At 66.4% G+C, this 23,798-nt stretch carries 26 protein-coding genes; 13 read left to right on the top strand and 13 right to left on the bottom strand.

The window, feature by feature from the left end:
- Positions 1-25: 25 nt before the first annotated feature.
- A complete protein-coding gene (locus tag K3U96_RS18240; RefSeq protein WP_220690650.1) occupies positions 26-1,381 on the bottom strand; it encodes an aromatic ring-hydroxylating oxygenase subunit alpha in 1,356 nt (451 codons plus the stop codon).
- 94 nt (positions 1,382-1,475) lie between these two features.
- Between K3U96_RS18240 and K3U96_RS18235 the strand changes: the two genes are divergently transcribed.
- The 4 genes from K3U96_RS18235 (at position 1,476) to K3U96_RS18220 (ending at position 7,004) form a co-directional block, all read left to right on the top strand.
- Positions 1,476-3,236 carry an N-acyl-D-amino-acid deacylase family protein gene (locus K3U96_RS18235; RefSeq protein WP_220690649.1) on the top strand — a complete coding sequence of 587 codons (1,761 nt, stop codon included), beginning with the start codon at positions 1,476-1,478 and terminating at the stop codon, positions 3,234-3,236.
- 172 nt (positions 3,237-3,408) lie between these two features.
- Complete coding sequence (locus K3U96_RS18230) at positions 3,409-4,983, top strand: PucR family transcriptional regulator (protein WP_220690648.1); 1,575 nt, start codon at positions 3,409-3,411, stop codon at positions 4,981-4,983.
- Positions 4,984-5,135: 152 nt separating this feature from the next.
- Complete coding sequence (locus tag K3U96_RS18225) at positions 5,136-6,398, top strand: NAD(P)/FAD-dependent oxidoreductase (protein ID WP_220690647.1); 1,263 nt, start codon at positions 5,136-5,138, stop codon at positions 6,396-6,398.
- 123 nt (positions 6,399-6,521) lie between these two features.
- Complete coding sequence (locus tag K3U96_RS18220; protein WP_220690646.1) at positions 6,522-7,004, top strand: GreA/GreB family elongation factor; 483 nt, start codon at positions 6,522-6,524, stop codon at positions 7,002-7,004.
- A 9-nt stretch (positions 7,005-7,013) separates the two neighbouring features.
- Here K3U96_RS18220 and ctaD read toward each other — a convergent pair whose 3' ends face one another.
- The gene (ctaD, locus tag K3U96_RS18215) at positions 7,014-8,765 is read right to left on the bottom strand and encodes an aa3-type cytochrome oxidase subunit I (RefSeq protein WP_220690645.1); all 1,752 of its coding nucleotides are present in this window, start codon (positions 8,763-8,765) and stop codon (positions 7,014-7,016) included.
- Between the two features lie 135 nt (positions 8,766-8,900).
- Between ctaD and K3U96_RS18210 the strand changes: the two genes are divergently transcribed.
- Positions 8,901-9,479 (top strand): TetR/AcrR family transcriptional regulator, encoded by a 579-nt coding sequence (locus K3U96_RS18210; protein ID WP_372514940.1) that lies wholly within the window; start codon positions 8,901-8,903, stop codon positions 9,477-9,479.
- Here K3U96_RS18210 and K3U96_RS18205 read toward each other — a convergent pair.
- Together K3U96_RS18205 and K3U96_RS18200 are read right to left on the bottom strand one after the other, a co-directional pair.
- Positions 9,405-10,412, bottom strand: coding sequence for an NAD-dependent epimerase/dehydratase family protein (locus K3U96_RS18205; protein ID WP_220690644.1), 1,008 nt, complete (start codon positions 10,410-10,412; stop codon positions 9,405-9,407). The two genes, K3U96_RS18210 and K3U96_RS18205, sit on opposite strands and share 75 nt — an antisense overlap.
- A 55-nt stretch (positions 10,413-10,467) precedes the next feature.
- Positions 10,468-11,385, bottom strand: coding sequence for a LysR family transcriptional regulator (locus K3U96_RS18200; protein ID WP_220690643.1), 918 nt, complete (start codon positions 11,383-11,385; stop codon positions 10,468-10,470).
- Between the two features lie 87 nt (positions 11,386-11,472).
- Between K3U96_RS18200 and K3U96_RS18195 the strand changes: the two genes are divergently transcribed.
- Genes K3U96_RS18195 through K3U96_RS18180 form a run of 4 tightly spaced genes read left to right on the top strand, consistent with a single transcriptional unit; the run spans position 11,473 to position 14,552 of the window.
- A complete protein-coding gene (locus K3U96_RS18195) occupies positions 11,473-12,771 on the top strand; it encodes an aromatic ring-hydroxylating oxygenase subunit alpha (protein WP_220690642.1) in 1,299 nt (432 codons plus the stop codon).
- Positions 12,768-13,091, top strand: a complete 324-nt coding sequence (locus K3U96_RS18190) for a hypothetical protein (RefSeq protein ID WP_220690641.1) — start codon at positions 12,768-12,770, stop codon at positions 13,089-13,091. The genes K3U96_RS18195 and K3U96_RS18190 overlap by 4 nt, the downstream gene beginning before the upstream one ends.
- 5 nt (positions 13,092-13,096) lie before the next feature.
- Entirely contained in the window at positions 13,097-13,927 is an 831-nt protein-coding gene (locus K3U96_RS18185) for a TauD/TfdA dioxygenase family protein (RefSeq protein WP_220690640.1), read from the top strand.
- 28 nt (positions 13,928-13,955) lie between these two features.
- Positions 13,956-14,552, top strand: coding sequence for a carboxymuconolactone decarboxylase family protein (locus tag K3U96_RS18180; RefSeq protein WP_220690639.1), 597 nt, complete (start codon positions 13,956-13,958; stop codon positions 14,550-14,552).
- On the opposite strand, the gene K3U96_RS18175 is transcribed toward K3U96_RS18180, so the two are convergent.
- The 3 genes from K3U96_RS18175 to K3U96_RS18165 form a co-directional block, all read right to left on the bottom strand.
- On the bottom strand, positions 14,549-15,487 hold the full coding sequence (locus tag K3U96_RS18175) for a R2-like ligand-binding oxidase (RefSeq protein ID WP_069408049.1): 939 nt from the start codon (positions 15,485-15,487) through the stop codon (positions 14,549-14,551). The genes K3U96_RS18180 and K3U96_RS18175 overlap by 4 nt on opposite strands.
- A 74-nt stretch (positions 15,488-15,561) precedes the next feature.
- Complete coding sequence (locus K3U96_RS18170) at positions 15,562-16,287, bottom strand: TVP38/TMEM64 family protein (protein WP_220690638.1); 726 nt, start codon at positions 16,285-16,287, stop codon at positions 15,562-15,564.
- A gap of 45 nt (positions 16,288-16,332) precedes the next feature.
- On the bottom strand, positions 16,333-18,600 hold the full coding sequence (locus K3U96_RS18165; RefSeq protein WP_220690637.1) for a DUF1214 domain-containing protein: 2,268 nt from the start codon (positions 18,598-18,600) through the stop codon (positions 16,333-16,335).
- A 143-nt stretch (positions 18,601-18,743) separates the two neighbouring features.
- On the opposite strand from K3U96_RS18165, the gene K3U96_RS18160 reads away from it, so the two are divergent.
- Both K3U96_RS18160 and K3U96_RS18155 read left to right on the top strand, forming a co-directional pair.
- Positions 18,744-19,190 carry an SRPBCC family protein gene (locus K3U96_RS18160; protein ID WP_069406689.1) on the top strand — a complete coding sequence of 149 codons (447 nt, stop codon included), beginning with the start codon at positions 18,744-18,746 and terminating at the stop codon, positions 19,188-19,190.
- Complete coding sequence (locus tag K3U96_RS18155) at positions 19,174-19,725, top strand: TetR family transcriptional regulator (protein WP_220690636.1); 552 nt, start codon at positions 19,174-19,176, stop codon at positions 19,723-19,725. The genes K3U96_RS18160 and K3U96_RS18155 overlap by 17 nt, the downstream gene beginning before the upstream one ends.
- On the opposite strand, the gene K3U96_RS18150 is transcribed toward K3U96_RS18155, so the two are convergent.
- Both K3U96_RS18150 and K3U96_RS18145 read right to left on the bottom strand, forming a co-directional pair.
- Positions 19,712-20,233 (bottom strand): YbaK/EbsC family protein, encoded by a 522-nt coding sequence (locus K3U96_RS18150; protein WP_220690635.1) that lies wholly within the window; start codon positions 20,231-20,233, stop codon positions 19,712-19,714. The genes K3U96_RS18155 and K3U96_RS18150 overlap by 14 nt on opposite strands.
- Positions 20,234-20,236: 3 nt before the next feature.
- Positions 20,237-20,431 (bottom strand): hypothetical protein, encoded by a 195-nt coding sequence (locus K3U96_RS18145; RefSeq protein WP_069406677.1) that lies wholly within the window; start codon positions 20,429-20,431, stop codon positions 20,237-20,239.
- An 18-nt stretch (positions 20,432-20,449) separates the two neighbouring features.
- Between K3U96_RS18145 and K3U96_RS18140 the strand changes: the two genes are divergently transcribed.
- Together K3U96_RS18140 and K3U96_RS18135 are read left to right on the top strand one after the other, a co-directional pair.
- Positions 20,450-20,809: a DUF488 domain-containing protein gene (locus K3U96_RS18140; RefSeq protein ID WP_069406676.1), complete on the top strand. Its 360-nt coding sequence runs from the start codon at positions 20,450-20,452 to the stop codon at positions 20,807-20,809.
- 132 nt (positions 20,810-20,941) lie between these two features.
- A complete protein-coding gene (locus K3U96_RS18135) occupies positions 20,942-21,562 on the top strand; it encodes a GNAT family N-acetyltransferase (RefSeq protein WP_220690634.1) in 621 nt (206 codons plus the stop codon).
- Positions 21,563-21,608: 46 nt separating this feature from the next.
- Here the strand turns inward: K3U96_RS18135 and K3U96_RS18130 are convergent, their stop codons facing one another.
- Genes K3U96_RS18130 through crcB (K3U96_RS18115) form a run of 4 tightly spaced genes read right to left on the bottom strand, consistent with a single transcriptional unit; the run spans position 21,609 to position 23,783 of the window.
- Positions 21,609-21,878 carry an acyl carrier protein gene (locus K3U96_RS18130; protein WP_220690633.1) on the bottom strand — a complete coding sequence of 90 codons (270 nt, stop codon included), beginning with the start codon at positions 21,876-21,878 and terminating at the stop codon, positions 21,609-21,611.
- Between the two features lie 53 nt (positions 21,879-21,931).
- Positions 21,932-22,993, bottom strand: a complete 1,062-nt coding sequence (locus K3U96_RS18125) for a putative PII-like signaling protein (RefSeq protein ID WP_220690632.1) — start codon at positions 22,991-22,993, stop codon at positions 21,932-21,934.
- Positions 22,990-23,358 (bottom strand): fluoride efflux transporter CrcB, encoded by a 369-nt coding sequence (gene crcB, locus K3U96_RS18120; RefSeq protein ID WP_220690631.1) that lies wholly within the window; start codon positions 23,356-23,358, stop codon positions 22,990-22,992. Before crcB (K3U96_RS18120) ends, K3U96_RS18125 begins: the two co-directional genes overlap by 4 nt.
- Positions 23,355-23,783 carry a fluoride efflux transporter CrcB gene (crcB, locus tag K3U96_RS18115; protein ID WP_069406687.1) on the bottom strand — a complete coding sequence of 143 codons (429 nt, stop codon included), beginning with the start codon at positions 23,781-23,783 and terminating at the stop codon, positions 23,355-23,357. Before crcB (K3U96_RS18115) ends, crcB (K3U96_RS18120) begins: the two co-directional genes overlap by 4 nt.
- Positions 23,784-23,798: the final 15 nt, after the last annotated feature.

The raw sequence follows: 23,798 nt of genomic DNA, 5'->3' as shown, positions 1-23,798 counted from the left end.
CGTCCGCCGTCGGCCTTGCCGCCGGTCAGGGTGTCTCACCTCCGGTGATCCGTTCCGATTCTGGAAGGTCGAGGTAGCGTTCGAGGTTGCGGTGCATGTTGATCACCCGCCGTTCCTCGTTGGACAGCGTCAGGTGGGTGAAACCCGGCTGATGCAGGCCACGTTGAATGCCCGCCAGCACTGTGATGTCCTGGGTCAGCACCACCCCGGGATCGGCTTGCCCGGCGGGCATCCGGACATCGGCCGGCGTCATTCGCGGCGAACCGGGTGGCATTCGCGCCCACAACATCATCACCAGTTCACCGTGGTCGGGATCGGGGCCGGGCAGCGACGTCATCACCGTCAGATGGTCGGCGTTGGTCAGCAGCGTCATGTTCGGAAAGACGTTGTACTGGTGCAGCCGCAGCAGCTGATCGGTGCTCGCCCAACTCAATTCGACGCTGCGCGCCACCGCGAACGCACGGATTTGCTCGGCGATCACCTCTGCCACCGTCTCACCCGGTGCGGGCCGGCCCTCGGGCAGCGGGGTGCCTTCCCCGGCGCCCATCAACGCACCCTGGGTATAGACGTAGGCGTCCCAGACCTCGCGGCTCGACACGGGTTCTTTGAGCTGCGGGCTGGGCACGCCGTAGAGCTGTTCGGACTTGCCCGTGTGGCCCCAGATCGCCTGCGGCGCATGGACGTCGTCCGTGCAGCGGCGAAGCTCCGGGTGCAACGTCTGAATGTGGTATGTCTCGCTGTAGCCGTCGGCGATGGTTTTCCAGTTCGCATCAACTTCGATCGTCATCGTGGCGTAGCAGCGGAAGTCGCCCAGCGTGTTCCACGCGATGTCTGATGGAACCTCTTCCAGAAACTCCGAAAGCGGCATCGCATCGACGTCGAGGTTGACGAATACCAGCCGCTCCCAGGTGTCCACCCTGGCCGCGTGCAGGGGCAGTTCCGACATGTGCAGTGCACCGAAGCCTTTGCGGTTGGGCACGCGTTTGAGCGTCCCGGACAGATCCCATGTCCAGCCGTGGTAGCCGCATTTCAGCTCGCGCAGCCCAGAACCCGTTCCCGCGCAGAGCGTGTTGCCGCGATGGCGGCATACGTTCTGGAACGCGCGAAGGGCGCCGTCCTCACCGCGGACAATGAGCACCGAGTACGGCCCGCACCGGTATTCGAAGTAGTCGCCGGGTTCGGCGACGTGGTCGACCGAGCAGGCCACCTGCCACACCTTGGGCCACAGCCGCTGGGTTTCCAGCGCGGCGAACGCCGGCGAGTAGTAGCGCTCGGCCGGTACCAGGGTGGGGCGCTGCGGCGGTGCGCCGATCGCGTCAGCATCGGCGGTGCGGGGCGCTTGGCCGGCGTTATCTTGTGCGCGTGTGGTCTGGGTCGTCATCGAAGCGTCCTGCCTGTCTGAAGTCGACGACATCGGCCTGTAACGGTGTTACATTGCCACTGTAGCGGCCGGTAGGGGACTCGAGGAGTGAATCGTGTTCGATCTCAAAATCACTGGCGGAACGGTCGTTGACGGAACGGGCGCCGACCGGTTCCAGGCCGACGTCGCCGTCAAGGACGGCAAGATCGTCGAAGTGCGCCGCCGCGGGCCGCACGATCCTGCGCTGGAGGGCGAAGCGCGGGAAACGTTGGATGCCACCGGAAACATCGTGGCGCCCGGGTTCGTCGACATCCACACCCACTACGACGGCCAGGTCAGCTGGGACGACCTGCTCGAGCCGTCCAGTAACCACGGCGTGACCACCGTCGTCATGGGCAACTGCGGCGTCGGTTTCGCACCGGTGCGGCCCGGCCGCGAGGAATGGCTCATCGAGTTGATGGAGGGCGTCGAAGACATTCCGGGTGCCGCGCTGTCCGAAGGCATCAGCTGGGGCTGGGAGAGTTACGCGGAGTACCTCGATGTGATCGGCAAACGTGAGCTGGCGGTGGACGTCGGCAGCCAGATCGCGCACGGAACCGTCCGCGCGTATGCGATGGGGGAGCGCGGCGCGCGTAACGAACCTGCGACGCCGGAGGACATCGCGATGATGAGCCGGCTCGTGCAGGAGGCGGCGGAGGCGGGCGCGCTGGGCTTCTCGTCCTCGCGCACCCTTGCGCACCGGGCCATGGACGGCGAACCGGTGCCGGGTACGTTCGCTGCCGAAGACGAACTGTTCGCGCTCGGGCGTGCGATGGCCGCAGGCGGTGCCGCGGTGTTCGAGCTCGCGCCGCAAGGTGCGGCGGGCGAGGACATCGTCGCGCCCAAGAAGGAGCTGGAGTGGATGCGCCGGCTGGGTGCCGAAATCGACTGCGCCTTGAGCTTCGCGCTGATTCAGGTCGACGCAGACCCCAACCTGTGGCGTGAACAGCTCGAGATCAGCGCGGCCGCCCACGACGCGGGCAGCCGGCTGTACCCGCAGATCGCGGCGCGCCCGTTCGGCATGCTGTTGGGCTTTCCGGGCCACCACGCGTTCACCCACCGGCCCACCTATCGGCGGCTGAAGGCCGAATGCACCCGCGAAGAGCTCGCCGCGCGTCTCGCCGAACCTGCCGTCAAGGCGGCGATCCTCGCCGAGGACGACCTGCCCATCGACCCGAACCTGCTGTTCGACGGGATGTTCGCGTTCGCGCAGCATTCGGTGGACCGGCTCTACGCGCTCGGGGAGCCGCCCGACTACGAACCCACGCCCGATCGCACGGTCGCGGCGATCGCCCGCGACCGCGGCGAAGACCCGCTGAAAACGATGTATGACCTGATGCTCGAATCCGACGCGGGCGCAATGCTGTTGCTGCCGCTGTACAACTACGCCGACGGCAACCACGACGCGATCCGGGAGATGCTCACCCACCCCGCAGGAGTTCTGGGACTGTCCGACGGGGGTGCGCACTGCAGCATGATCTGTGACGCCTCATATCCCACGTTCCTGCTGACCCATTGGGCGCGCGACCGGCACCGTGGCAAGCAACTGCCCCTGGAATACGTCATCCGCAAGCAAGCCCGCGACACCGCTGAGCTGTTCGGGCTCTCCGACCGGGGCACGATCACCGTCGGCAAGAAGGCCGACATCAACGTGATCGACATGAACACCTTGACCCTGCACGCGCCACGGATGGCATACGACCTGCCCGCCGGAGGTAACCGGCTGGTGCAGGGTGCGTCCGGCTATCGCGCCACGATCGTCAACGGAATGGTGACCCGCCGTGACGGCGCCGACACCGGTGCGCGGCCCGGCCGGTTGGTGCGCGGAGCGCGCTGAGCGCATCGGTTTCGGTGGTCTGCGCCCGCGCAACCGGTGACTAATCGGATGCGCGGGCCAGCGCACGTGGCCCTTCGCATGCCTACCGGATAGTAGGGTTGACGTTGGAACCGCAGGAGGGTCTCTGCCGTCAATAGTTTCTCTTTAGACCGGCTGGGCGTAAGGAGAACGGGTGGTCACGCTAGACCGGCTGGTGAATGTGCTGGGCAGCTACGGAGTTCGCTTGCGCTTCTGTCCGGTGCCGCGGTCCACGGAGTTGGGCAGCGTGGTGATGCACGAGATCGCCGGCGGCCGCACCGTCGTGGGGGATGTGCTGCTGGCCATCGGTGCGCGCTCGGTGAAAGAAGCTGTGCGGTGGGCGGTTTCGGCAAGGGCAGTGGTGGTGCTGCTGCGCAGTGGCGACGACGATGCCACGTTCTCGGGAATGGCCGAGGGTGTCGGGGTCATGGTGGTCGACCCGACGGTGTCCTGGAGCGAGTTGGCGGCGGTGGTCTATGGACTGGTGTTGGAGGGCCGGGAAACCGAATCAGGGCGCGGGCCAACGGATCTGTTCGCACTGGCCGACAGCCTCGCGGAGACCACCGGCGGCGCGGTGGTCATCGAGGATCAGCTGTCGCGGGTACTGGCCTACTCCAGAAAGCAGCAGAACGCCGACCCCGCGCGGACCGCGACCATCATGGACCGGCAAGCGCCGGACGGGCTGAGTGAATTCTTCAGGGCCCACGGCGTTTACACCCATCTGGCGGCCTCCGACGAACCGTTGTACATCGGGGCGCACCCAGAGCATGGTTTGACCGGCCGCATGGTGGTGGCGGTGCGGTCGGGGCGAGAACTTCTCGGTTCGGTCTGGGTCGCCTGTCCGGCACCGCTGAAAGGTCAGGCACGCGCGGCTCTGGTCGACGGTGCCCGCACGGTGGCCTTGCATCTGCTGCGGTCGCGAGCCAGCGCCGACCTCGAACGGCAGGTCGAGTCCGAACTGGTGATCCGGCTGCTCGAGGGCGGCGCCGACACCACGTCGTCGGTCAGCAGGCTGGGACTCTCACCGGGCCCGCTGCGGGTGATCGCGATCCAGGCGACGATCGGCGCCGATCGAGACGCCGCGCTGCTGCTGGCGTTCGACCGCGCCACCACCGGGTTCGGCTGGTCCCGCCCGGGCCGCAGCGCACTGGCGGGCAACACCGTCTACACCATCCTGCCCGGCGAGGATCTCGAAACCGCCCGGCGCTGGATCGCCGGTCTGCGTGCGGCGTTGCCCGAACGGGTCACGCTGTCGGCGGGCATCAGCAAGCCCGCGCAACTGGCCGAGTTGCCCGCGGCGCGCCAAGAGGCCGACGAGTGTCTGGCCCTGCACCAGACCTGCGCGGCCGACTCGGCGCCGCCGGCCTACGACGAATCGTGGGACGAGATCCTGCTGCAGCGGCTACGCACGGCGGCCAGCGCGGGACGTTCCCCCGACCGCGGCCCCGTCGCCGAACTGCGCAGGCACGACGAGGCGCACGCCACCGGATATGTGGCGACGTTGCGGGCCTGGTTGGAGGGCCTTGGTGATCCCGTCGAAGCCGGTCGTCGACTGGGGGTGCACGAGAACACCGTGCGATACCGGCTGCGCAAGATGGGCGAGATCACCGATCTGCAACTCGACGACGCAGGCAAGCGGCTGGCGATGATGATCGAACTCGCCGCCACCGACGTGCACCAGCGAAACCTGCCGCTCAGCGCGGACCCCGACCGGCTCGGCGACGAGTAAGGACGCGATCTGCCCTGGTGAGGCGAACAGGCAGTCGTTGTCGGATCACCACAACCTGTCAGCGCCGCGTTGTTCGTTCCGGGCAACGGCCTGCTCACCGCCGACGGGACCATGGAAACTGCGAGCGAGTTTTCTCGGCAGTGGAGGTAATGATGGGCGGCGTCGACCGGTTTGACGGCGGGCCCCGGTCGGCGATCGTCGTCGGTGCGGGCATCGTCGGGCTGTCGACTGCGTGGTTCCTCCAGGAGCGTGGTGTCGAGGTCACCGTCGTGGACCGCAGCGGTGTCGCCGCGGGTGCCTCCTGGGGCAACGCCGGATGGGTCGCTCCCGCGTTGACGCTGCCGCTGAACTCGCCGTCGGTGCTGCGCTATGGACTGCGGTCGCTGCTGGACAAGGCGGCCCCGCTGCACATCCCGCTGAAGGCCGACCGTGAACTCGCGGCATTCTTGTTACAGTTCGCCGCAAGCTGTCGCAGATCGACCTGGCGGCGCGCGGTGCGCGCGAACGTCCCCCTCAACGAGGAGGCCATCGAGGCGTTCGACGTGCTGGTGGCCAACGGGGTCGACGCCCCGGTGACCGATGCGCCGATCACCGCGGTGTTCCGCAGCACTGACGCCGCAGAACACATGCTCGCGGAAATGCGCGAGCTTGAAAAGGCCGGGCAGGAACTAAACGTCACCGGCCTGTCGGGGGAGGCGCTGCGCGAGCAGGTGCCGCTGGTATCCCCGGTGATCACTGCCGGGCTGAGCATCAACCATCAGCGTTTCGTCGACCCGGGCAGGTTTGTCCACGCACTCGGTCGCGCCGTCGTGGAGCGGGGCGCCGCGATACACACGAATGATGTTGTCGACGTTGACAGTTCGGCGGGCGGCGTCAAGGTGGCCACAGCCGGCGGCGACGTGCTCACTGCCGATGCGGCGGTGAGCGCCACGGGCGCCTGGATGTCGCGGCTCGTGAGGCGGTTGCGCGTGCCCGTCCAGGCCGGCCGTGGCTACTCGTTCACCGTGCCTGTCGACCGGCCGCTGGTCGGGCCGATCTACCTGCCGGATGCGCGGGTGGCATGCACGCCCTACCAGGGCGCGCTGCGCGTCTCGGGCACGATGGAGTTCCGTGATCCACAGGACGCGGTGGTCGACGAGCGAGTCGATGCGATCGTCGCCTCGGCGAGCCCTTTGCTGGAGGGTGTGCGCTGGGCCGAACGCAGCGACGTCTGGGTCGGGCCGCGTCCGGTGACTCCCGACGGCAGACCGCTGATCGGTGAGGTGTCGCGCGGCGTGTACGTTGCGGGTGGCCACGGGATGTGGGGTCTGGCGCACGGCCCGGTAACCGGCCGACTGCTCGCCGAACACATCACGACCGGCAAGCAACCCGAAGCCCTACGCGAGTTCGATCCGCTGCGTCGAACCGGCAGGTAGCCGGGCGCAATCCGACGACCTTCGTCCATCACGGACGGTCATGTCGTCACGGAACCGGCGGACAGCGCCGACTCCGACCTTGACGACAACCCATCAATCTCTACCACTGTTGAAAGGACGAAAATGACATCTTCCCAAACGGTTTGGATCACCCCTAAGGCACACGAACGGCTTCAGGAGGAGTTGGCGACCCTGCAGGAGCTGTGCGACGAAGTCGCCGACGAGGAGGGTAGCGACGAGAACACCGCCGCGGTCCAGCGCGCGCGCCGCGCGCGGATCCAGCAGATCCATGACTTGCTGGTCAACGCCGTGGTCGGTGAGGATCCGCCCAACGACGGGATCGCAGAACCCGGGATGGTCGTGACGGTGCGTTTCGACGATGACGAGGACACCGAGACCTTCCTGCTCGGTGTGCGCGGCGCCGAGCACGCCGAAATCGAGGTCTACTCGGTGCAATCGCCGCTGGGTTCGGCCATCATCGGTGCACGCCCGGGTGAGCAGCGGACCTACACCCTGCCCAGCGGAGCCACCGCCACCGTCACGTTGCTCAAGGCGGTGCCGTACGGCATGCACGCCGCGACGGAACTGACGGCCGACGCGACGTAGCCGAGACGGTCAGCTGCTGCGGTCGGCTTCAGCGTGCGCGCTGGAGCCGCCCGCCGAATCGTCGGCGGTGGCATGTCTGCCGACGTGCGATTCGGCGCGCATCCGGGCGACCATGTGCGGGTAGTGCAGCTCGAACGCCGGGCGTTCCGAACGGATCCGGGGCAGCTCGGTGAAGTTGTGCCGCGGGGGCGGGCAGGAGGTGGCCCACTCCAGCGAGTTGCCGTAGCCCCACGGATCGTCCACGAGCACCGGTTCGCCGTAGCGCCAGCTCTTGAACACGTTCCAGGTGAACGGAATTACCGACACACCCAGGATGAACGCGCCGATCGACGACACCACGTTGAGCGTGGTGAACCCGTCGGTGGGCAGGTAGTCGGCGTAGCGGCGCGGCATGCCCTCGTCGCCGAGCCAGTGCTGCACCAGGAACGTGGTGTGGAAGCCGATGAACGTCAACCAGAAGTGCAGCTTGCCAAGTCGTTCGTCGAGCATTCGTCCGGTCATCTTGGGGAACCAGAAGTAGATGCCGGCGTAGGTGGCGAACACGATGGTGCCGAACAGCACGTAGTGGAAGTGCGCCACCACGAAATACGAGTCGTGAACATGGAAGTCCATCGGCGGGCTGGCCAGGATCACGCCCGTGACACCGCCGAGCACGAAGGTCAGCAGGAAGCCGATCGAGAACAGCATCGGCGTCTCAAACGTCAACTGGCCGCGCCACATCGTGCCGATCCAGTTGACGAACTTGATGCCGGTCGGGACCGCGATGAGATACGTGGTGAACGCAAAGAAAGGTAGAAGTACGGCACCCGTCGCGAACATGTGGTGCGCCCACACCACCATCGACAGTGCGGCGATACCGATCGTCGCGTACACGAAGGTGGTGTACGCGAACACCGGTTTGCGGCTGAAGACCGGCACGATCTCGGTGACGATGCCGAAGAACGGCAACGCCACGATGTACACCTCGGGGTGGCCGAAATACCAGAACAGGTGCTGCCAGAGCAGCACACCCCCGTTGGCGGGGTCATAGATGTGCGCGCCGAGTTGGCGATCGGCGGCCAGGCCGAACAGCGCAGCGGTCAGAATCGGGAACACCAGCAGCACCAGGATCGACGTGACCATGATGTTCCAGGTAAAGATCGGCATCCGGAACATGGTCATGCCCGGGGCGCGCATGCACACCACCGTGGTGATCATGTTGACCCCGCCCAGGATGGTGCCCAGACCGGCCACCGCGAGGCCCAGGATCCACAGGTCACCGCCGGCGCCCGGCGAGTGGATGGCGTCGCTCAAGGGCGCATAGCCGGTCCAGCCGAAGTCGGCGGCACCGCCGGGGGTGATGAACCCCGAAAGCGTGATCATCCCGCCGAACAGGAACAGCCAGAACGAGAAGGCGTTGAGCCGCGGGAACGCCACGTCGGGCGCGCCGATCTGCAGCGGCAGCACCAGGTTGGCGAAGCCGAACACGACCGGGGTCGCATAGAACAGCAGCATCACCGTGCCGTGCATGGTGAACAACTGGTTGTACTGCTCGTTGGACAGGAACTGCAGACCAGTGGCCGTGAGCTCAGCGCGCATCAGCAGCGCCATCAGCCCGCCGATGAAGAAGAAGGCGAAGCAGGTGACGACATACATGATGCCGATCAGCTTGTGGTCGGTGGTCGTGATCAGCTTGTAGATCAGGTTGCCTCTGGGCCCCATCCGCGCCGGAAACGGGCGTCGGGCCTCGAGTTGTCCAACTGCGGGCGCTTCGGCGGTCAAAAGGACCTCCTTAGACAAGGGTGCGAGGAGTCGCGATTGCCATGCTAGTGAGTCCAGGACCCGGCCAAAAGCCTATTTGCGAATGTCGGACGGCGCGTCGGCGGCGGTTTGTGCTGGTGGGGTTCAATTGCTGACGTGACGAGGCCAGCAGGACGTCCGCGCGACGCGTCGATCGAGCAGCGGGTCTTCGCCGTCACCCGCGACCTGCTGGTGGAAAGCGGATGGGACGACCTGAGCCTGCGCCAGATCGCCGCACGCACCGGGGTCAGCCGATCCAGCCTGGACCGCCGCTGGTCGTCGAAGGCTGAACTGGTGTTGCACGCGATCCTGGGGGCGACGCCGGACTTGGCGCCCTTCGCAGGAACCGACCGGCTGGGCTGGGTCGACTGGGTGGTACGCGGCAGCCGTGAGCTGTTCGCCCGGCCCGAGGTGAGGGCCGCGGCGCCCGGCCTGTTGCTCGCGATGTCGCAGAACGAGGACTTGCGCAGGCAGTTGTGGGAGAACTTCAGCGGACCGGCCGTCGCCCTGTTCACCGACGGCGACCGTCAGGACGAACGCGACGCTCGTGCGGTGATGGCGATGGCCGCCGGCGCGGCCCTTTTCCTCACCACCGTCGCCGTCGAGGACGACACCGACGAACTACACGCCCGTATTGCGGGCATCCTCACCGACGCGGTGTCGGCCGAACGACGCGATCATCGCCTCGACGGGTGAACGCCACGTCAGACCGAAATCGCGGATCGTGGCCGAGTCGTCGGTCGGCGTCGCGGCGGTGAGCAGCAGCGCGGCTTCGTAGCTCAAGCCGTCACCCATCGGAACGATCCCCGACATCGCCTCGGCGATCCGGCTTCCTGCGCGAAACATCCCGCCGCTCAACGGTATACGGGTGATCCGCCGACCGGCGCCCTGCTCGAGCGCAGTGATCATGTCGTTGAACGGGACGAGGATCCCGCCGCAGACATAGCGCCGAGGTCCGCGGCCGGGCGCCATGATCGCCGCGTGCACGTCGGCGACGTCGCGAACATCGATCATCTGCATGCCCCCGCGCAACTTGGGCGCGACGCCGAACCGGGTGATCGGTGCCCACCCGCGCTCGGTGACACCCGGTGCGGTGTGAAACGCCGGGCCGACCACGCTCGAGGGGTAGGTGACCACGACAGGTGCGCCCTGGTCCTGCAGTCGTCGTGCTACACGGTCGGCGTAGCCCTTGGTGCGGGCGTAGTCGCTGCGCCCGGGCGTGGTCGGGGTATCCGGACCGATGATGCCGTCGGGCGGGGGGAACAGCGCGCTGTAGCTGCTGATCGACACCACCGGATCGAGGCCGGCGTCGACCGCGCGGGTCAGCACCGCTTCGGTGGCGTAGGCGTTGACCTCCCACATCAACGCGCTACGACGGCTGTCCGTGCCCACCACACCGGCGCCGTGCAGCACCGCATCGCAGCCGTCGAGCAAGGCGTCGATCGTGCGCGGATCCCGGACGTCGCCGGTGAGCAGTTCGAGCTCACGCAGTTCGGCGAACCGCGCAAGCACCGGTGCGCCTTCGTCGTGAGGGGCGACCAGCAGGCGCACCCGGTGGCCGTCGGCGAGCAGGGTGCGTACGCAGTGGGCGCCCACGTATCCGGTTCCGCCGGTGACGCTGATAAACATCGTGCAATATTACGGTGCCGCTGGCATCGGAATGCGGCGGGCCCCGGCGGGATGGCTACGCGCGCGCAATGTTCTCGGTGATGATCTCGCAGGCGGCCTCGTAGAACGCACTGATCAGCGCGGAGAACGACAGCTCGAACGGGTAGATCATGTGCACGTCCAGCGGTTGCGGTGTCCACTGCGGCAGGACGGGCACGAGGGCGCCCTCGCGCAGTTCGTCGGTACAGATGATCTGCGTGGGCATGGCGCCGATCCCCAGTCCCTCCAGGATGTACTGCTTGCACACCTGAAAGTTGTTGGCGCGCGCCCGCACCGGCGGGGTCAGTTCGTGCCGACGCTTGTTTCTGGCCACCGTCAGTTTGCGCTGACCGGCAAAGCCGAAGTCGATGAACGGCAAGTCGTTCAGCTGGACGGGCTCGGTGACCGGCTCGGCAAGCCGGCGTAGGAAATCCGGTGATGCGCACAGAAACAGCTCGAGGCTGAACACCTTTCGCGCGATGAGCGTCGAATCCTGCAGCGGGCCGGTGCCGAAAACCACGTCGAAGCCGTCGCGGACGGGGTCGACCATGTTGTCCACCAACCGGATGTCCAACCGCGAGTGAGGATGGCGGCGCAGAAACGTCGCCCCCACCCGCGAGGCGTAGTCGATGCCGACGAAGACCGGTATCGCGACCTTCAACTCGCCCTGCGGTTGCTGCTTGCTGCCCTCCACCAATGCGCGAACGTGGTTGGCTTCGCTGAGGATGTTCACCGCGTGGGCGTAGATCTGTTCGCCGAGGTCGGTGACGGTGAGTTGGCGGGTGTTCTTACGCAGCAGCTTGATGCCGAGGTCGGATTCGAGCTTGGCGAGCTTGCGGCTGACGGTGGACTTGGGCATGCCGAGCAGCGCGGCGGCCTTCGAAAGGCTTTTACTCTCGACCACCTTGCCGAACACCAGCAAGGCATCGAGGTCGAAGGGCAGGTTCTGTTCCATCTGTTCCAAATATGCAACAAGCTGTTGCGTTTCTGCATCTATTTGGGCGGATTCACCGGCTGTTAGCGTCGGCGTTGAGGAGGCCTGATGAGTTCCGACAGCCTGGTGACCAGACCCGCAACCGGACATTGGACCGACGCATACCCCGACCTCGGCCGCGGACCGGTGTCGCTCGAGGACTGCGTCTCCGAAGATTTTTACGACAAGGAACGCGAGCACATCTTTCGAAAGACCTGGCTCTATGTCGGCCGGGTCGAGCGAGTCCCGAAGTCGGGCAGCTACTTCACCCGCGAGCTGAGGTTCCTGAACACCTCGATCATCGTCGTACGGGGCAAGGACTCCGACGATCAACCTGTGATCCGCGCCTTTCACAACATCTGCCCGCACCGCGGCAACAAGATGCTGTGGGAGGACGACCCATTTAAGGAAGTCGAAGGCCGAGCGCCGTTGCTGTACTGTCGATTTCACGGCTGGCGCTACAAGCTGGACGGTTCACTGCACGCGGCGACGCGCAAGGACCTGCTCCTGGACTTCGACGCTGACAGTTGCCGGGTGCCCTCGGTGCAGTGCGAGGTATGGGAAGGCTTCATCTTCGTCAACCTCAACCCGCACAACACCGAGCCGCTGCGTGACTTCCTCGGTGAGTTGGCGCACGGTATCGAGGGCTATCCGTTCGAAGGTCCGCACCAGGTGTACAAGTTCACCGCCGAATTGCAGTGCAACTGGAAGATTTTCCTGGACGGCTTCGCGGAGAGCTACCACGGACCGTATCTGCACGCGTCGTCGTTCGGCACGTTAACCGCCGAGGCCAAAGAGGCACTGGACAAGCCGAATCCGTTCACCGATGCCTTGGCCTACCAACTCAGCGGACCGCACCGGATGTTCTCGTTCTCCGGTGAGCCCTCCCAGAAAACGCCCTACTCCAAACCCACCGAGTGTGTCTTCGAAGCCAGTGCGGCGGGTCCGTGGAACAAACGGAGCGACCGCGGTCCGATGCCGCCGGGAATGAACCCCACCCGTTCGGAGAAGTACGGCTTCGACTCGTTCCAGTTCTTCCCCAACTTCGTGTTGATCTTCGGGGCGTCGGGCTTTACGGTGCACACGCACTGGCCGACCGGGCCGCACTCGCACCTCTTCGAAACCGAGATGTATTACCAGCCACCGAGGACTCACAAAGAGCGACTCGGGCAGGAGTTGACGGTGACGTTCCTCAACGACATCATCCTGGAAGACGCCAGCCCGTCGGAGGGCCTGCAGGCGATGCTCAACAGCGGTGTGCTCACGCATTTCACGATGAACGACGAAGAGATCCTGCTCCGCCACTTCCACAACGTCGTCCAAGACTACGTGCGGGCGGGCGAAGCTCAGAAGGCCGGCAGCCGATGAGCGCCCTGCTACCGCCGGAGTTTTCGCAATTGGAACATCTGGTGGCCGAGTGGGCCATCGAGGACGGCCACGAGCGCTATGTGAAGCGCGTGAACAGCTCCATGGAGGAGATCCAGGCGTTCTACGACGAGGTGTTTCCGTGCGCCGAGGAAGCGGTCGCCTACATCGACAAGTTCGATTACGCCGAGCCGCTGCCCGAGGACGTCGCCAACCTGCGCAACCTGCTGTACTCGCTGATCACGGTGTCGCTGGCCGTCGAGCTTTGGAAGCAGCCACGTGTAAAACATTCGGCGAACACGATTCTCACGCGGGTGAGTTGATCGAAATGGACGTTACCTCGACACAACTTGACGTCGTCGACCTCACCCCGAGAATCGGCAGTGAGATCACAACCGATGTCGACATGCTGCTGGGCGGCCGGGAAGCCGCCACCATCCGCGCCGTTTTGGAACAGCGCGGTGTGGTGTTCTTCCGTGGCCTGGACATCAGCGACCAACAACAGGTCGCCATCGCCAAAACCCTGGGTAGCGTCGTGGCCAACGAGGGCGACGACGGCATCTACAAGATCTCGCTGGACAAGAACGTCAATCAGCGCGCCCAGTATCTGAAGGGCTCGCTGTTCTGGCACTTCGACGGTTCCCTGCAGCCCTATCCGAACCTCGCGACGCTGCTGCGGGCGGTGAAACTTTCCGACACCGGCGGCGACACCGAATTCTGCAATACCTATGCGGCGTACGACGATCTGCCGCAGTCGGACAAGGAGGCCATCGCCGACATTCAGGTGGTGCACAGCGCCGAGCGGTCGCAGTACTACGTCACCCCGGAGATGAGCTACGAAGAGGTCACGTTCTGGCAGAAGTCGCCGACCAAAGTATGTCCGTTGGTGTGGACCCACCAGTCCGGTCGCAAATCGCTACTACTCGGCGCCACTGCGGATTACGTCGTCGGCATGCCGGTCGAGGAAAGCCGCGCATTGCTTGCGCGCCTGCGCGATTGGGCCACCCAACCGCAATACGTGTACCGGCACCGGTGGCAGCTCGGTGATCTGCTCATCTGGGACAACACCGGCACCATGCACCGGGCGCTACCGTACGCGGAGGACAGCGGCCGGCTGATGCACCGCACCATCCTGGCCGGAGAAGAGCCCCTGCTTTGACGCGGCTCGATGGCACCGAAGGGCGACCATGACCGAGGACACCGATGCACCCCTGCTGAGCCCGTTGACGGCCGACCAGTGGGGGGACGACGAGTACGACGCGCTCGGCGCACTGATGGGCATCCCCGGCGACCAGGTGCCGCGGGCAGGTTCGGGCCACCCGAGGGATCCGCTGAACTTCGACATCATCGGCGTGCTGGCACAGCACCCCAAGATGGCGCGGGTGTTCTTGAGCTACAACGCCTTCCTGCTGCAACGCGGTGAACTTCCGGTGCGGCTGCGCGAGCTCGCGGTGCTGAGACTGGCGCATGCTCGCCGCTCGGCCTTCTTCTGGGGTGAACATGTCCGCGTCGCCACCGCAGGTGGTCTACCGGAGGAAGACATCGCCCGCGTGGCCCGAGGCAACGACGGCTTCGACGGTCTGGACCGGTTGGTGCTGGAGGCCACCGACCAGATGCTCGCCGACGGGCAGGTCGATGCACCGACGTGGCACCGTCTGGTCGACGAGATCGGCACCCATCAGGCGATGGAGCTCATCTTCGTCGTCGGCACGTACGCGATGTTGGCGACGGCATGTGCCACCTGGCGGCTCGCCCCGCCGCCGGGCAGCGCTGAACTACCCTAGGCAGACGTCGCCAGCGCCGCCCGGTCTTCCTCGGCGAAGGCGTCCTCGAGTTGAACCGGCGAATAGTCGACGTCGATGTCGGCCAGCGGCCGGCCCCGCGCGCTGCCGATCGTGCCGAGCCGGCGCATGCCCTTGTCGGCGGCATACGCCTGGAACTCGTCCATCGTCAGGCCGAACGGAACCTCGTCGTAGAGGGCGAACGCGTCTTCGGTGTTGCTGAGCGCCAAGGGGATCAGTTCGTTCATCCGCGTCTCGAACACCGCCCAGTTGCCGTCGTCGGCCGCGACGTGGCGGCGGCAGGTGAACGTCCCCCAAGCCATGTGGCGACGCTCGTCATCACCGATGCGCCGAACCAGCTCCTGCATGCCGGGCAGGATGCCGCGATCCACGCAAATCCGGTGCCACGCATAGTATCCCGTCAACGCCATCATGCCCTCGATGACGTGGTTGTATGTCGCTGATGCCCGGACTTGAGCGGCCGGCGACGGATCTGCGGCCAGGGTATCGAGCGATTGCGGTAGCTCCTCGTAGAACATCTGGCGGTAGGACGGAAGGTCATCGAGGTAGTGCTGCAGGTCGCCGGTCATCCCGACGGCGTCCAGCCACATCCTGAACACCTGCGTGTGTTTGGCCTCCTCGAACGCGAACTGCGTCAGGTACATTTCGTCGCCGAGTCGGCCTTCGGCGCGCATGGCCGCCATGAACGGCTGGATGTCCTGGGTGACCGCTTCCTCGCCTGCGATGAACTGTGCGCACAACCGGGTGGCCCAATCGCGTTCCAGTTCCGACAACGCCTCCCAGTCCGCCCGGTCGCGGGAGAAGTCGATGTCGGCGGGATCCCAGAACTTGGCGTTGCCTCCCGCGAACAGCTTCAACGGCAGACTGTCCCAGTTCAGGCCGCCGGAGGCGAGTGAGTGTGAAAATTTTCGTGTCATGGGCTGACCTCCCGCGGCCCATCCTAATGTGAGTCAGCTCACAATCAAGGGCAGCCCATATCGCCGAACGTTCCTTACCGCTCCAGATCTGGCGCAGAACTCGGGTGGTGAGGAACGTTCGCCCGCGTGCGCCAGGTCCGGTAGCCCCGATGGGTGGCGAACGCGCCGGCGACGGCGGTGATGCACCAGACGGCGACCGCCGCGTAGGCCAGCGGCGACGACAAATCGGAGATCGACGCGCCCAGCGCCGTGTATACGAACGCGCGCGGCGCCGACCCGATGAACGCGCCGACGGCCATCTGCCACAACGGAACTCCGAACGCGCCGAATGCGTAGGACGCCAATGCATCCGAGACACCGGGGATGAACCGCTGACCCACGACCGCCCACAGCCCGCCGCGCTCGATGAGCCGGTCAAGCGTGTCGGCGCGTTGGGCGCCCAGCACGGCCCGGGCGCTGTTCCTGCCTGCTCGACGCCCGATCAGGCTGGCGATGGTCGCCGTCCCGACCGTCGCCCCGAGTGTCACGAACACCCCGAGCACCGGTCCGAACAGCAACCCGCTGCCCGCGGCCAGGATCGGGCCGGGCACGAACAGCGCGCCGAGTACCGCGGAGACCACCACGTAGGCCAGCGGTGCCGCAGGTCCGGTGGCCGCGACGGCGTTTCGCACAGCTTCCACGTCGATGACCCGGGCCACCGCGACCAGATAGAACAGTCCCAACAGGAACGCCGCGACCGCGACGAGACGCAGCACGTGGCGACGACGCGACCTGGGCGCCGGGTCTTCGATTTCGGTCATCTCAGATGCAATTGTTCCGCACCCGATGAAACCCCCGCACCGCGGTCAGGGCTGAGGGTAGGGCGCCCACCGCCTGTCATAGCCGGCCTTGCGCAAGGCGAGTTGTTCAGCGCGCTGCTGCTCGGTGATGAAGTCCTCCGGCGGCAGATAGTCGCGTAGCTCCTCGTGTGTCATGACGCGCTGATCGACGATGAGCGGCGGGTTCTCGTCGGGATTCGGGCCGAGGCCCTGGAACCGGATCGAGATCGCTCCCTGGTGCAAACCGCCGGTCGAGACCCAGTTCGCCGCACCGGGATCGGTCGGGGAGATGACGACGGTGTAGGTGCCGTCCTCGTTGGCGATGGCCTGCTCGTTGTTGAGGCTGGTTTGTTGGTTCCAGTAGTCGTCGGTGATGGTCCAGATGTTGTACGTCGGGACGATGAAGTACTCCGCGCTGCCGGGATCGATGGTGAGCACCAGCACTTGGTCGTCGGCGAGTTGATAGTGGCCGGTGCTCTGTAGCTGGTTGGCAAGGAACTCGGCGTTGCTGGACGGCTGGGCAAGCACGTTGGCCTCGCGTGGCTGCCCCGTTTCGGGATCGGTGCTCGCCAGCGCCATGTACTTGGCTTGTTCGTTGACGCCGCGCACCAGCAGGATCACCCCGGTGAACACCCCGCGGATGATCGGCGGCATGTACGGCAGCGGCGGCACCAGCGACACCAACGTCGTCAGAAACCGGTTGGTGCTGACCTGCGGGCCGAGGAAGACGAAACCGCCGATCTGAGCGAACAGGCTGTTGGGCGGGCCGGAGACCCGTTCGATGGACAGGCTCATCGGGGTCTCTTCGTTCCAGTTGCCCAGCGTGTCGCGCGCCGCGATGATCGTGGAGCCAGGCGTGAGCTGCAGATGGTTCTTGCGCCCGTTGGCAGGTTCGGTGCTGACCGTGATGACGAACGTGCCGTCTTCGTTGATCTCGAGGTCGTCGGCGGTCAGGATCGTCGAGGTGGTGCCCGCCAGCCCTTCCAGCACGCTGAACGTGGTGTCGGCCGGCAGACCGTTCTCGCTGAGGTCGTGGAAGCGGCCGGTGATCACGTACTTCGACGATGCGCTGACCGCCATGAACCGGTAGATGGTGTCGGGGTTGTCGTAGAGGATTCGCGACCCGGCGGCATTCTGCCCGTACCAGATGTGCGGCGGGGCGACCTGAGTGACCACCGTCGGGGTCAGCGGGTTGAGCAGTTGCTGCTGATACGCGGCGGCCATGGCGTATTCGTTGACGGCCTGGTTCAGCGACGCCAGGCTGCCCTGGTCGATTCCGCCGGGGTACTGGCGGTGCGCGGCGAACAGAAAGCCCAGCCGCAGTACGACTTTCATCATCGCGACGGGCAGCGAGTTGGCGGTCTGTCGGGCAATCCGTTCGGCGGCCAGCTGTTGCGGGGTGCCCAGCGGGCTGACGGTGGTGGCCGCGAGGGTCTGCGACGTCGTCACGGTTTGGGCGGCTGGGTTGACCGACGGCGTGCTGGTGATGCCGATCTCCCGTCGCGCCCACGCCAGCATCGCCCACATGGCGACGGGTTGCTGGGGAACCGTCGTGCCGTTGGCGGCCTGTGGGCCAAAACCCAAAGCGGACAAGACCGATGAGACGACCGTGGCGACGCCGGTGGGGGTCGGCGCGCTGAGGGGAGCCGGCTCGGTGGTGGCGGTGCCGGTGTCGGTGACCGCGGTCGCGACGGTGTCCGTCGGCTCCGGGTCCGTGTTGGTGGTTGCGTCGGACACGGTGGCCGTCGACGGTTCCTGCTCGTCGAACTGCTCAACGGTGCGCGCCGACATCTCGACGACCGGCGTCTCGACCTGCAGGGCATCGAGATCGGTGTCGTCGTCGGCCAGGCGATCGCTGCCGGAATTTGACTGGTAATCGTCGATCTCACCATCACCATCGCCGTCGCCGTCCCCAGCCGCAGGCTCCTGCGGCGTCGCGGTCGGTGGCGTCTGCTCGGTTTCGTCGACGGGATCGTCCTCGTCAACGGTTGCGTCCTCGTCAACGGTTGTGTCCTCGTCGTCGACGGATGCGTTGTCCTCCTCGACGGTTGCGTTCTCCTCGCCGTCGACGGATGCGTTGTCCTCAACAGATGCGTCGTCCTCGGACGGCGTCGTGTCGAAACCGCCGGGAGAGTCGGACACCGACGCGCTGGTGGTGTCGGCGTTGTCGGCTGTGCCGTCCTCGGCGACGGCGATGCCGGGACTGTTGGTGATGGCCACCCCGATTCCCAGCGCGACGGCCAAGGCGCCGACCCGGCCGATGAATCGTCCGTAGGTGTTCGCAGTCGTGGTCAACGAAGGCGTCCTTTCGTCAATCCTGCAGCGAGGGCCAATGGACTGACGGTATGGGCGGTCGACCGGTTCTGCACGCACTTTCGCCGGTTCTGTTTGCTGCGGGGATCTTCCACCGCCGCAGCCATGGATGTACCATTTGGTACATGATTACCCAGTGTGCCATCGAGATCGACGCGCCGGCCGGCGTGGTCTGGGATGTGTTCAGCGACGTCGAACGCTGGCCGGAATGGACGGCCTCCGTCACCCGGCTCGTCGCGCTGGACGGGCCGGAGCTGGCCCTCGGCAGGCGGTTCGAGCTCAACCAACCACGCATGCCCAAGTTGGTGTGGGAGGTGACCGAGATATCGCCCGGCAGGAGTTGGAGCTGGCAGCAACGCTCGCCCGGCGGGCTGACGGTGGCCCGCCACGACGTCACACCCATATCCGACGGTCGCACCCAGGTGCGTCAGCAGATCGACCAGCGCGGTCCGGCCGGAATTGCGGTCGGGCTGCTCATGCGCCGGATGACCAAGCGCTACCTGGATCTGGAGGCCGCCGGGTTGAAGGCGCGCAGCGAGCAGCTCTACCGCCTCGATGGCCCGGCCTCCTGACGTCGAGCGGCGCCGCGAGCTGCTCGACGCACTGGTCGGTGAGTTTGCGAGGGCCGGCATCGGTGACCGTTCGCTTCGTGAGATCGCCGATGCCGTGGGTACCAGCCACCGCATGCTGCTGCACCACTTCGGCTCCCGCGAAGACCTGCTGCTGGCGATCGTCGAGGAAGTCGAGCGGCGCCAGATGTCGCTGCTGGATGACCTACCGGCGGAGCCGGATCAAGCGATCGCTGCGATGTGGTCGAACCTACGGCGCCCGGAACTCCGGCCGTTCGAGCGGCTCTTCTTCGAGTGCTACGCCCGCGGCACCCACGGTGAGCAGCCGTTCGCCAGGATGCTGCCCGGCGCGGTCGACGCGTGGCTGACCCGCGCCGCGAGCCGGGGAACCGCGCTGGATCCCGCGCTGATCCGCCTCGGGCTGGCGGTGGTGCGGGGGCTGCTGCTTGATCTGGTGGCCACCGACGACACCGATGGTGTGGATGCGGCGGCCGACGCCTTCGCCGGCCTCGTGCGCGCCCGGACTACTCGGTCTTGACGATCGACAACACCTCGCTGTTCGGCAGCCCGGCCAGCACATCGGTGCCCGCCAACAGTTTTGAGGCACGGATACCGCTGCCGATGATGACCCGGTCCTTGCCGATCACGTTGTCGTCGATCAGGATCGGCCAGTCCGGCGGTAGACCGACGGGCGTGATCCCGCCGTATTCCATACCCGTCAGCGACACCGCGGTGTCCATGGCGGCGAACGAAATCTTCCGGGCACCAAGGTGTTTGCGCACCACGCCGTTGACATCGGCGCGGGTGTCGGCCAGCACCAGACATGCGGCGTGCCACGTTCGGTCCGCTCGGCGGGCCTCCACCACGACGCAGTTCGCCGACATGTCGAGGCCCACCCCGTAGTGGTCGCAGAACGCCGCCGTGTCGGCGAGGTCGGGATCGATCGCGCTGACCCACAAGCCGTCGCGCAGATGCCCGCGGACCGGCGCGGCGACGAGTTCGGCCGCGTCAGCGGCGGGCACGAAGGTGAGGCGGCCGACTTGCACGGGTCACTCCTGGCTGCTGCGGCGGTCACCGATGAAATCCAGCAGGCGCGGATCGTCGGAGGTGAACCGGTCGGCCTCCTCGCCGCCGTCGCAGCGCAACAACGCCACCGTGATCGCGCCGGCGCGCCGGGATATGACCTCCCACACCGCGCCCGCATCCTGCCAACGCTGAAGTTCCGCGACCCGATCGATGTCCATCGTCCTACCATCCCACGCATGAGTGGGCGCCGAAGTATCCAGCTCGCCCGGGTGTACGACGACCCGGCTCCCGACGAGGGTGCCCGGGTCCTGGTCGACCGGTTGTGGCCGCGCGGCATGCGCAAGGATGACCCAAGGGTCGGCCACTGGCTCCCGCAGGTGGCCCCCTCCACAGAGTTGCGGCGCTGGTATTCGCACAAGGTTGAGCGGTTCGACGAGTTCGCCACCCGCTACGCCAAGGAACTCGAATCCGGCGACGCCGCTGCGGCGCTGAACGAGCTGCGCGCGTTGACGCGCAAAGGACCGGTCGTGCTGGTGACCGCGTCCCGCGATCTCGATATCAGCCAGGCGGCCGTATTGCGGAAGCTGCTGTCCTAAGGTGATTGTCGTGCAGGCGGCACCCAGATCGGGTCGAAGATCGTTGCGACGGTATCGCCGCTGGCTACCGCCCGAGCAGGGGCTTTACATAGGTAAACCTTGCCTAACTTGTTGCGGTAGGGTCGGAGATCGATGACCGAGATTGAAGAGGCGCCGAGCCGCGTCTTGCCACGCGAGCTGATCGACATCTCCGACGAGGTACGCGAGGTGGCTGCGCCGGCTGTTCCGGTCGTGGCCGAGCCCTACGCCGCGCGCCTCGTCGACCCCGACGGGGACGCGGAGATGATCTCGGAGTGGATGAACCGCCCCCATCTGGTCGAGGCATGGGAGTACGGCTGGCCGCCGGCGCGCTGGCGCCGGTACCTGATCGCGCAACTCGACGGCCAGTACTCACGCCCGGTGCTCGGCTATTTCCGCGGTAAGCCCTTCGGCTATCTCGAGATCTACCGGGCGGCAAAGGATTCCATCGCTACCCGGTACGCCGCCGATCCGTACGATATCGGTCTGCACGCCGCCATCGCTGACGCCAGGTTCGTCAACCGGGGGATCGGTCCCATTGTGCTGCCGCGCATCGTCACCAGCATCTTCGAGTTGGAACCACGGTGCCGTCGCGTCATGTTCGACCCCGACCATCGCAACACCGGCGCGCGGCGCCTGTGCGAGCACGCCGGATGTGTGTTTCTCGGCGAGCACGATATGCCCAACCGGCGGATGGCCCTCTATGCGTTGCCGCGCAATCCGGACACAGACTGACCCCGACTCGCACGATCCGTGGTCGTCGGAGTGTCGACGGTGACGGTCACGAGTTCGTCTGTGCGACAGGTGCCTTCGCGAGGATCGCGGCTTCCAGATCGCCGACCGTGTTACAGCTGAGCAGATCTTCTTCTTCGATCGCCACCCCGAGACGGTCTTCGATCGCCACCATCCCGACCGCGAACGCGACGGAGTCGAGGCCGACGTCGTCGATCAGCCGGGATTCCCGGGTTATCCGACTGACGTCGACGTTCATATCGTCGCGCAAGATCTCCGTGAGCGCGGCATTCACTGCTTCTGGCGTAGACGGCTTCACGGCGAGTGAGGGTACACCGTCGAGGCAGGTGAGGCTAGGCGTATCTCTGCCGGTCAGAAGTGGTGCCGGGCCAGCCGCGTGCCGCCGAGCCGCTCGCCGCCGTCGATGGACACCATCGCGGGCACCAGCTCGCTGGTGACCAGGCCGTGTTCGGCGGTCACCTCGTCGACGACGTCGAAGCAGGCCGCGATCCGCTCAGGGGTGTCAACGATCACGGTGCTGACCGGGACCTGCCGGGCAAGCTGAATCAGCCTGTCGCCGTGCGGTTTATGGCCACCGTGGAAACCCCACACACCGCGCAGCGCGGTTGCGCCGCTCACCGCCGCGGACTCGTACAGGCGCCGCACGAGCGCCCGGTGGATCGGCACACCGTCGTGCAGGGTTGCCTCGGAGGTCCGGATCGTCAGCTTCTGCCACAGCGGTGCGCCGTCGCCGTCGGCGGGCGGCAACACCGGCGGGCGCTCCACGAGCTGCCCGTCGCGCTTGCACAGGTGCGCGCGTTCCACCGTCATGACCGGGTCGTCGACGACGGCGCGCAACGCCGACATCGCGTCATCGACCTGCGCGGCACCGCCGACCGAGGTGATCATCACCGGAACGTGCCGGTTGCCGCCGAAGAACCGGGCTTGTTGCCGCTGTCCGCCCCGGGTGCCGTCGACACCGAGAAACGCAGTGGCACCGGCAAATCCATGCTCGTAGAGGATGTCGCACACGACGCGGTGGGTCGGCTGCCTGGCCACGCGGTCGTAGCGGCCGACGTATACGGTCAGCATCGCGACCTCGGGTGTCGTCGCGTCCTGCCGGTCCACGGGCCGGATGCGCTCGAGGGTGACCAGCCCCTGCGTCGTCATCGCGGCGGCCTGCTCGGCGAGGCCGGCCATTTTCTGCGCGGTGTCGACCGCGGTGACCACAACGGGCGGATCCTCAGACAGGCTCAGGGACTGGTCGGTGCGCAACACATGGCGGGGACCGAAGCTGGCGACACCGCGGAGCAGGACGCTGACTTCGACGGCGGCGTCGGCGTAGAGGTTGGCGAGCGCCTCGGCCAGAAACCGGCTGCCGGCGCGGTGACGTTCACCGAAGTAGCAGGTGAGCTTGAGGTAGTCGGCGGTCACAGGCGCGTCCCCAGCCACAGGCCGCACGCCGCCGCGGCAAGACCCAGCACCAGGCTGACGCCGATGTTGGCGACCGCCGGACCCAGCTGGCGCTCTTCGCCGAGCCGGTGGGTCTCTAGCATCCACGTCGAGAACGTCGTATAGGAGCCGACGAACGCGGTGCCCGCCAACAACGCCAGATGGGTGGGCAGCGCAAGGCCCGCCACAAACCCGAGCAGCAACGCGCCGCTGATGTTGACCACCAACGTGCCGTAGGGGAAGGCGGCGCCGGTTCGTTTCGACACCGTGCGGTCGACGACGAAACGCAGCACCGCTCCGAGACCGCCGATGAACGGCACAGCGGCCCAGACCGCGGCGGTCGTCATCCGCGCACTCGGACGCGCCGCACCAGCGCGGTGGCGATGTAGAGGGCAAGTAGGCCGGCCGCGATGCTGGCGGTGGTGTAACCGACGGCCAGCCCGTAGTGGCGGAACTCGAGCATCTTGAGGGTTTCGACCTGCATGGTGGAGAACGTGGTCAGCCCGCCGCACAGGCCGGTGCCCAGCAATGGGCGGCGGTAACTCGAGACCGGCAACCGCTCGAGCAGGCGGGTGGTGAAGTAGCCCAACAGAAATGCGCCGACAATGTTGGCGACAAACGTCGGCCATGGCCACCGCCCCGGGTCAGGTGCGGCCAGCGTCTCGAGCGCTGCGCGGGCAACCGTGCCGAGCGCACCGCCGACGAACACCGCGATGAGCTCACGGCCGTCGTAACCGAACACAACGCAAAGTATGGCGGTACCGCCGCGCATCACGCGTCGGTGTGG

Origin of the sequence: Mycolicibacterium holsaticum DSM 44478 = JCM 12374, from assembly GCF_019645835.1 — a bacterium.
GTDB lineage: Bacteria > Actinomycetota > Actinomycetes > Mycobacteriales > Mycobacteriaceae > Mycobacterium > Mycobacterium holsaticum.
Note: the sequence above shows the minus strand (reverse complement) of the source record. Positions and strands in the feature narration are given on the sequence as shown.

Bases quoted from the DNA above. Each gene is read 5' to 3' on its own strand.
- K3U96_RS18205 (WP_220690644.1), bottom strand. From the start codon at position 10,412: ATGTTTATCAGCGTCACCGGCGGAACCGGATACGTGGGCGCCCACTGC.
- K3U96_RS18195 (WP_220690642.1), top strand. From the start codon at position 11,473: ATGAGTTCCGACAGCCTGGTGACCAGACCCGCAACCGGACATTGGACC.
- K3U96_RS18145 (WP_069406677.1), bottom strand. From the start codon at position 20,431: ATGGACATCGATCGGGTCGCGGAACTTCAGCGTTGGCAGGATGCGGGC.
- K3U96_RS18180 (WP_220690639.1), top strand. From the start codon at position 13,956: ATGACCGAGGACACCGATGCACCCCTGCTGAGCCCGTTGACGGCCGAC.
- K3U96_RS18175 (WP_069408049.1), bottom strand. From the start codon at position 15,487: ATGACACGAAAATTTTCACACTCACTCGCCTCCGGCGGCCTGAACTGG.
- K3U96_RS18200 (WP_220690643.1), bottom strand. From the start codon at position 11,385: ATGGAACAGAACCTGCCCTTCGACCTCGATGCCTTGCTGGTGTTCGGC.
- K3U96_RS18225 (WP_220690647.1), top strand. From the start codon at position 5,136: ATGGGCGGCGTCGACCGGTTTGACGGCGGGCCCCGGTCGGCGATCGTC.
- K3U96_RS18155 (WP_220690636.1), top strand. From the start codon at position 19,174: ATGGCCCGGCCTCCTGACGTCGAGCGGCGCCGCGAGCTGCTCGACGCA.
- crcB (WP_220690631.1), bottom strand. From the start codon at position 23,358: ATGACGACCGCCGCGGTCTGGGCCGCTGTGCCGTTCATCGGCGGTCTC.
- K3U96_RS18185 (WP_220690640.1), top strand. From the start codon at position 13,097: ATGGACGTTACCTCGACACAACTTGACGTCGTCGACCTCACCCCGAGA.
- crcB (WP_069406687.1), bottom strand. From the start codon at position 23,783: ATGCGCGGCGGTACCGCCATACTTTGCGTTGTGTTCGGTTACGACGGC.
- K3U96_RS18160 (WP_069406689.1), top strand. From the start codon at position 18,744: ATGATTACCCAGTGTGCCATCGAGATCGACGCGCCGGCCGGCGTGGTC.
- K3U96_RS18140 (WP_069406676.1), top strand. From the start codon at position 20,450: ATGAGTGGGCGCCGAAGTATCCAGCTCGCCCGGGTGTACGACGACCCG.
- K3U96_RS18240 (WP_220690650.1), bottom strand. From the start codon at position 1,381: ATGACGACCCAGACCACACGCGCACAAGATAACGCCGGCCAAGCGCCC.
- K3U96_RS18170 (WP_220690638.1), bottom strand. From the start codon at position 16,287: ATGACCGAAATCGAAGACCCGGCGCCCAGGTCGCGTCGTCGCCACGTG.
- K3U96_RS18190 (WP_220690641.1), top strand. From the start codon at position 12,768: ATGAGCGCCCTGCTACCGCCGGAGTTTTCGCAATTGGAACATCTGGTG.
- K3U96_RS18135 (WP_220690634.1), top strand. From the start codon at position 20,942: ATGACCGAGATTGAAGAGGCGCCGAGCCGCGTCTTGCCACGCGAGCTG.
- K3U96_RS18220 (WP_220690646.1), top strand. From the start codon at position 6,522: ATGACATCTTCCCAAACGGTTTGGATCACCCCTAAGGCACACGAACGG.